Consider the following 7,823-nt stretch of genomic DNA (forward strand, 5'->3'; position numbering starts at 1 on the left):
ACCTGAGCAATGGTGTCGTATTTAAAGCATTGGAGTTGAATCATAACTGAACCTGAGCAATCGTATCGTAAATCGGTCCGAGAACTGCAATCATAATCCAACCCACAATAAAGCCCATGATGACTGTCAACAATGGCTCAATTGTCGGCTCTATTTTCTCAATGAGTTCTTTGGCCTCTCTATCATAAAAATAGCTGACATTTTTAAGCGCTGTATCCATCCCCCCACTTAACTCACCAACCTTAACCATTCGCACAGCCATTGAGGGGAAAACATCTGCTTCTTCAAACGATTCAAATATCGGCTTTCCTTGTTCAATCATATCAACAGAACGTAGTATGTTCCCTTCGAGGTATTTATTGCCAGCTGTTACACTCGCCATTCTTAAGGCTTCTGGAAAGCTTACACCTGAAGAGTACATAACAGCGAGAGAGTTTGCGACCCGCGCGAGTTTCAACTTGTATAGCACCTCACCGATAATTGGGATTTTTAATGCTTTTTCATCGGACTTAACTCGGAATTCCGGCGACTGTTTTCGCCACCATTTAAGGATAAATACAAAAATAAACGGAGTGATGATTAGCTCTAAAATATATGTCTGAATAAAATCCGAGGTCCAAATCAAAGAGGTCGTTGCAAACCCTAGCTCTCCGCCCATAGAGGTAATAAAACCTAATAACTCAGGGACCACAAACAACATCATCAAAATCACGACAGAAATAACCACAATTGCGACAATTGCAGGATAAATCATTACTTTTTTTGCTTTTGAAACCAGTTCATCTTCCCATTTGAGCATATTAGCCAAATCAAGAAGAATATCTTCTAAGTTACCGGTCTGCTCACCCACCGACACTAGAGAAATATACACTTCGCCAAAGTCCTTTTCATACTCTTTTAAAGAACTTGAAAAAGTGTTCCCTCCTTCCATAGATTCATATATCGACGCTAGCATCTGCTTAACGGCATCACTCTCGAATGAATCTTTTAAATCATCCAATATTTCCATAAGAGGAACGCCAGCTCTCATCAACTGTTCAATCTGAAAAGTCACTGAAATAATATCTTTACGACTAATTTTATTCGCCGAACTAAAGCTAAAGCCTTTTGTTTTTTGCTTAGCAGTTAACAGATCAACTCCATTATTACGGAGTTTTTGTTCAAGTTCCTGCTCATTGTTTGCAGGCATAACACCTGAAACACGTTTGCCGAGTTTGTTGATGCCTGTGTATTGAAAGTTTTCCATTAGACTTCCTTTAAATCAATTCAGTCAAGTCAACCACACGACTGATTTCATCAAGCGTTGTCTCACCAGCTTTCACCCAGTTAATACCTGCCTGAGACATATTGATAAAACCATTTTTATATGCCACTTCTAGCAAGGCTGTCTGACTAGCACCATCCAATAACAAGGCATCCATCTCACTATTAAATCGCAACGTTTCTAACAAACCAAGACGGCCTTTATAGCCCGTATCATTGCAATGTTCACATCCAACTGCAGTACAAAGCGTGAGGGGATCATTTGCAGGAACTCCCATCAACTTTTTTTCAATTTCTTCAGCTTCATAAGGCTGTTTACAATACTTGCAGAGTTTTCTGACCAAACGCTGGGCAACGATGCCAATAATATTTCCAGACAGGATTGAACGAGACACACCAATATCGAGCAAACGTGGTATGGCACCAATCGCAGAATTGGTATGCAAAGTAGCAAATACTTGGTGACCAGTCATTGCAGCTCGAATCGCCATCTCAGCTGTTTCACCGTCACGAATCTCACCAATCAAAATAATATCTGGATCTTGTCGCAACAAGGCTCGAATACCCGCTGCAAACCCCATACCGATCTCTTCATTGACAGGTGTTTGGCGAATCATTGACATTGGGTACTCAACAGGGTCTTCTAGCGTCATGATGTTTACACCAATATCATTCAATTCATTTAAGATTGAATAGAGAGTCGTTGTTTTACCGGAACCTGTTGGCCCCGTGACTAACAAAATCCCTGTTGGACGAGCAATCATTAATTTCAAGTCATCGTAAGCTTTTTTGGCCAGCCCCAAATCATCAAGAGGAACAATCCCTTTTTCACGGTCAAGAATACGGAGTACAAAATTTTCCCCATGCGTCCCAGGAAGCGATGACACACGAAAATCTATTCGACGACCTTGAACAATCAATGTCATTCGTCCATCTTGCGGAATTCGTTGTTCAGTTAAATCCAAATCAGACATAACTTTCAAACGAACCACTAAGCCCGACCAGAACATCTTATGCAATAACCGGATCTGCTGCAGAACCCCATCAATACGATATCGGATTCGAATATAGTCTTCTTCAGGTTCAAAGTGAATATCCGAAGCATTTCGCTTTACAGCATCTGTCAAAAGGTTATCCACTAATCGAACCATTGGCTGGGAATATTCATTCCCTGCAGAAATAGTGCTTAAGTCCGCTTGTCCCGTTTCAAGTTCTTTTAAGATTCCCTCAATCGAAAGCTCATAGCCATAATAATTATCAATCGCATTTTGAATTTCATTTTCTACGACCAATACCGGCTCAATTCGAATTTCAGCGCCCTGTAAGTGTCTTTTCAACTTATCTAGTAATAAGATATCACCTGGGTTTGACATACCCACTTTCAAAGTATTACCAGACAAACTGATTGGCATCACTAAATAATTGTGTGCAAAGGTTTCAGAGACCAGCGCTATCGCTCTAGGATCGGGAACAACATCTTTTAAGCTCATGGAGGTATAACCTACATAAGCTCCAACCACTTCACGGATAACTTCTACACTAACAAATCCCAGAGCAACAAGGGTTTCACCCAGCTTTTGTCCACTTCTCTTATGTTCTGTTAGTGCAATATTTAATTGGTCTTGATTGATATACCCTTGTCGAATCAGCCTCTCACCGAGTCTTTCAGGATAATCCACTAATAATCCCCTTTTTCCATAAAGAGTTTTAGAGCAGCTAATCGAGTTTTTATAACCACTTCATCAAAATTCGTCTGATTCGTTTTATACAATAAAGCTTTTGTGTAGTATTCAATGGCTGCGGCATATTGTTTTAAGTAATCTAAACTTATTGCCAAATTATAGTTATACATAGCATTAGTTGGCTCCAGAGCTAATGCGTCAAAATAATAATTTTGAGCTTCTTGCCAATTATTCTGCTGTGCAAAGATATTCCCCATCGCACTCTTTAGAAGAGCTGAATCAGGGTAGTCTTTCAGAACTTGACTAAGAGTATCTTGCCACCGAGTGTTCTGGCTTGGGAACTGCTGCATAATTGAAGCAATTCCTTCAATTGCATAAAGATTGTTGGGAGAAGAATCTAACACTTGGTAATAAACATCAAGAGATTCTTTAAACTTCTGCTGATTCAGCAAACTACCTGCCAAACCAAGCTGCGCATTGGTATGCTCTGAGTTTAGTGCAACGACTTCTCTAAAGAAAAGCTCAGACAAAGCCCACTTTTTCTGCTGGTAAGCTTTATAAGCTGCTTTAAGTTTTAGTTTTTCTGGTGAAAGCCCTTTAGTTTTCTGAATTATTGCCGGTTTTGCTGGCTCAGCCTTCAGCGCTTTTTCAGTTTTATTCAGACTTGATTTTTCAAGCATTTGAACATTATTTCTGGAAGAAACAGGCTTCTCATCATTTACAGCAAGAACTGAATCGGTTTTATTGGCCGAATCTACTGTCGCTTCCTCTTTAGAATCTAAATCATTTGTGGCATCCAAAGTATTAACTTTAGGCTTATCAGAGAGAGTAGCGTTTGCTGAATCAACAGAACTTTCCACAATCCGTTCGTTCTCAGAAATTGTTTTTACCTTATTACTAGCGGATATGTTTTGTTTTGGTTCGACACTTTGGTCACCGGCCGGTAAAGTCTTTTGGGTTTTAGCCAATAAAGCTGCACTAGGCTCAATACGCGTAATTTGATATTTTTTGAAAGAGTCTTCTAATGCTTGGCTCTGATCTTGATAATAGAGAATTGCATAAAAAAACAACCCAATAAAAAGCCCTAAAACACCTACATAAATTAGAAATTTTGGATTGAGTGTGGCTCTTTTCTTTGACACTAAATTAAGCCGTCGATTTTCACCTTTCGTTAAAACTGGATTTTTAGCTAAAGATTGTTCGTCAATTGCACTTTGATCCATAGTGCTTGAATCGATCTCAGGTTGAAGTACTTTCTGAGAACTCTCAATATCTTCATAACCAGGGAGGTCATTCATACTCCATTTGTAACTATCTTCAACATCTTCCTTTCGTTCTAAATTACTTTCTGGCAATTTCTCAACTGCATCTGAGAAAGGTTCTGTAGCTATCGTCGTGTCTAGAGATGCGGTATTTGGAGGACTCGGTTGCTCGACGGGTTCATCGATCTTAATTTCATTAGATGAAAGCTTTGAATCAGGAACTGAGAGAACTTCTTCATCAAAAGAAGCTGTCGCTTCTGCAAGTAAATCCTCATCATTTTCACTAATTTGCAATGCCGGTTTTTGTTTGGTTGGTTCTGGCGTGGGTGCTCTATCATCCTTTAAGAAACTAGGTGAAATAAATTCCTCAATTTCTTCAGGTGTACGCTTAGAATCAAAATCAGAATCTAGCTCAACTTCTGTTGCTTTTAATGTAACAGACGGAGGCGTTGGAAGAGTTGACTCTTCCTCATCAATGTCTAGCAAATCAGAATGTTCAACCTCAGATTCTTTAGGCTTCAGTTTTAATATTAGAGAATCGGTGTTATCGTCTTCCAGACGAGGCTTTTCCTCGTTTTCGGATTCTAACAATGAACCCTTTTCAGAAGATTCCGTTGAACTTTCCGAGCTTAAAGAAAACCCTAAAGAATTCTCTGAATTCTTATTTAATTCACTTTCAATGGATTCTTTGCCAACATTCATTGACGAATCACCATCACTGCCTTTTTTCTTTTTTTCCTCAGCAGCTTTTTTTAAAGCTTCTAACAGAACGCTCACTCTGGAAATTCCTCAAAAATATCGACTGATTCAACAGGAATAACTTCTTTCATGTTGATTTTCTTAGGTTCTTTTTTTGGAAGTGGTTGGGTTTTCAAAAACTTCGCGACACTTTTTAAATCACCGGCATCAATATCAGGGTTTTTCACAATAACAGGTCGAATAAAAATCACTAATTCACTTTTCTTAGCATTGTCACCACGCTTAGAAAAAATATCTCCGAAAAAAGGTATTTCACTAAACCCTGGTACACCTGAACGATTATTTGAGTTCTTATCTTCAATCAAGCCGCCAATAATGGCTGTTTGGCGATCTCTAAGCTTAAGAACCGAAGACATTTCTTTTTCCTGAATGACAGGTATTAAACTTTGAACACCCGCTGCCGCAAGTGCAGGATTAGGATCCTCCACCGAACTGACAAGCCGAGAAATAGTTGGTCGAATATTTAGTGTCACCTCACCATCATCACTCACAAAAGGCGTTACACTCATCGTAAAACCTACTGGTACAGTATTTACCTCTGTTTCATAAGTCGTCTGACTCGTTTGATCACCAGTCGTTGTGTTTACTTCAACGGTAAAATATTTTCAACAACCTTCAATAAAGCAGCCTGGTTATTCACTGCCATAATTTTTGGACTAGACAAAACTTTTGAATCCCCAAACTCTTGAAGGAACTCTAAATTAGCTAAAATATTTGCTGAACCTGTTCTAAAAGGTCCAACTGCACCAGTTGGATCTAGAGTAGTAATTGATAATCCACCATCAGAATTAACATTTTGAAATGGAAAATTTAACGCTAGACCACCATTTTGACCAAACAAATTCGCATTGGCAAATGACCAATCAATTCCAGCTTGATAATTATCATTCAATTCAACTTCAACCACCGTCGCTTCAATCATGACTTGGCGCTGAGCACGAGCAGTTATTGTTTCAATATAATCTTTAACGGCATCATGTTTTTTCTTGGAAGTGTAGACTGAAATTGAGCCTGTTTCAGGGTTAACGACTACATTTTGGCTTGATTCTATTCCTCTTCCCTCTTGTCCTTCTGTAACCATAGGACTTGTTGTATAAGGGTCAAGTTGTGCTAAACGGCTGACATTATCTTCTAGTCTTTGCCAAAAATTATGTTCAGATTTTACAACCACCTGAGATGAACTTCCTACAGTCCCACTTCTAGTTGTTGTTCCACCAGTGTTTGAAGAGACACTCATTTTCATATCAATCCGATCTTCACTGGTTTTATTTATATTGACATAATCAACCTCATAATTTCGCCATTCTGGAAAATCCGGACGAATGATAATTGTGTTCCTAGAAACCTCATAAATAAAGTTAAGTTGATTTGAAATCCGAGCCAAAATTTCGTCTAAGGGTTGATTGATTGCATTAATCGTCACATTACCTTCAACACCTGCATAAATATCAATCTCTTTATTGGCATCCTGAGCTAACTTAAACAGTAAATCATTTACAGGGACATTTATCGCAGTGATGGAATAAATTTCATTTTCATTAAAATTAATATTAGGGATTTTTGCTGGCTGGTAGGCAGTAATCTGCGGTATTTTGGACTCAATACCGGTAACTTCTTCGACGTTGGGTTTCAATAAAATATGACCGGCCGGCGTAAATTCATCAGCGACCGCTGGTGCAATCGGATCGCGTTTTACTACGGATGTTTCACATCCAACTAAACCAATCAAGCCAAAACAAGCTATGACGCTGAGAATGCCTTTTCTTAGATTACGACTTACATTCATTTTAAATACCTGACTCATTTTAAATCTTCTAGGCTAATTTCTTCAGCCCTAGCTCTCAAACCTTTAACTGACAAAATATAAGGGTTTGAACTCTTAACGCTTACTGACAACTGTTTCAACTCTTTAGATAACATACTATAATTTCCGAAAGATTTTAGAAAAAACTTAACGCGATATGCCTTCTTAGCGGGCAGAGTCTCTACAAGTAAAATGTACCGACCTGCAACTGTTGAATCTGAATCGAAAGCCTGAAGTTGATCTTGTACAGCATCAGAAGTAACCGTAGCTAGCTGAATTACATTATATTCATCAGGGATACTGTTAAAAATTTCTATTGCTTTTAAGTGACTCAAAACAAGATTTTTTTCAAACGAGCCTGTATCAATAATCTCGGTGACTAGCGGTTTAACTTCTTTTCTTTCATCAATACTATGTTCAATAATTGTAGGCTCTGCGATTTCTTTCAAACTTTCTTGCTTTAAAGTTCGAGTTAAAATAGGAGAAGCTTCACGTTCTTGCTGAAGTTTTGATGCACTAGGGTTGATCATTTCAACACCTAACTCGTCAGAGTATTTCAAATTCAAGCTATTAAAAACAAAAGCTGAAACTAAAATTAAAACAATAGATATAGAAATAAAATACGGCGCTTTTTTCCGAGAAAAAAACACCGGTCGTAGCTGCAACGCCTTTAAGTGTTTTCTAGTTGCTTTTGTATCACCTTGACTAAACATTGCCATTAATAACTTATCAGCAACTTCATTGATCCCTCTAGGCAAGCCATCCGTTACCTTATAAATCTCTTTTGCCATTTTTAGGTCAAAAATATCTAATCCTCTATACCCAACAGCTCTCAACCGATAATTCAAATAGGACATAACTTCTGTTGGTTTAAATTTCGGCAAATTAATACTGTATGTAATTCGGCTAGCAAGTTGACGAATTTCCGGTTTTTTTAATGCTGTATCTAGTTCGGGTTGACCAAATAAAACAATCTGTAGCAACTTATCTTCATTTGTTTCTAAATTACTGAGCAATCGCAACTCTTCCAAAGTATCTATAGGTATTGATTGT

At 38.3% G+C, this 7,823-nt stretch carries 5 protein-coding genes and 1 pseudogene (1 of these 6 running past the window's edge); all 6 read right to left on the reverse strand.

The window, feature by feature from the left end; translation table 11 throughout:
- Window positions 1-40: 40 nt before the first annotated feature.
- Window positions 41-1,246 carry a type II secretion system F family protein gene (locus D9T12_RS09590; protein WP_130537968.1) on the reverse strand — a complete coding sequence of 402 codons (1,206 nt, stop codon included), beginning with the start codon at window positions 1,244-1,246 and terminating at the stop codon, window positions 41-43.
- 10 nt (window positions 1,247-1,256) lie between these two features.
- Window positions 1,257-2,942 carry a GspE/PulE family protein gene (locus D9T12_RS09595; RefSeq protein ID WP_130537969.1) on the reverse strand — a complete coding sequence of 562 codons (1,686 nt, stop codon included), beginning with the start codon at window positions 2,940-2,942 and terminating at the stop codon, window positions 1,257-1,259.
- On the reverse strand, window positions 2,942-4,984 hold the full coding sequence (locus tag D9T12_RS09600; protein ID WP_130537970.1) for a tetratricopeptide repeat protein: 2,043 nt from the start codon (window positions 4,982-4,984) through the stop codon (window positions 2,942-2,944). The genes D9T12_RS09595 and D9T12_RS09600 overlap by 1 nt, the downstream gene beginning before the upstream one ends.
- Window positions 4,981-5,502 (reverse strand): annotated as a pseudogene (locus D9T12_RS09605) (type II secretion system protein GspD); the annotation flags it as partial. The gene D9T12_RS09600 and the pseudogene D9T12_RS09605, both read right to left, overlap by 4 nt.
- A 47-nt stretch (window positions 5,503-5,549) precedes the next feature.
- Complete coding sequence (locus tag D9T12_RS09610) at window positions 5,550-6,770, reverse strand: hypothetical protein (RefSeq protein WP_130537972.1); 1,221 nt, start codon at window positions 6,768-6,770, stop codon at window positions 5,550-5,552.
- On the reverse strand, window positions 6,767-7,823 hold the 3' portion of the coding sequence (locus tag D9T12_RS09615) for an ExeA family protein (protein ID WP_130537973.1). It continues 395 nt past the right edge of the window; only the last 1,057 of its 1,452 coding nucleotides appear in the window; its start codon lies off the right edge, out of view; it ends in the stop codon at window positions 6,767-6,769. The genes D9T12_RS09610 and D9T12_RS09615 overlap by 4 nt, the downstream gene beginning before the upstream one ends.

The sequence above is a fragment of the Thiomicrorhabdus indica genome, assembly GCF_004293625.1.
GTDB classification, from domain to species: Bacteria; Pseudomonadota; Gammaproteobacteria; order Thiomicrospirales; family Thiomicrospiraceae; genus Thiomicrorhabdus; species Thiomicrorhabdus indica.

Excerpts from the sequence above, each read along its gene's own strand:
- D9T12_RS09610 (WP_130537972.1), bottom strand. The coding sequence starts at position 6,770 with ATGAGTCAGGTATTTAAAATGAATGTAAGTCGTAATCTAAGAAAAGGC.
- D9T12_RS09590 (WP_130537968.1), bottom strand. The coding sequence starts at position 1,246 with ATGGAAAACTTTCAATACACAGGCATCAACAAACTCGGCAAACGTGTT.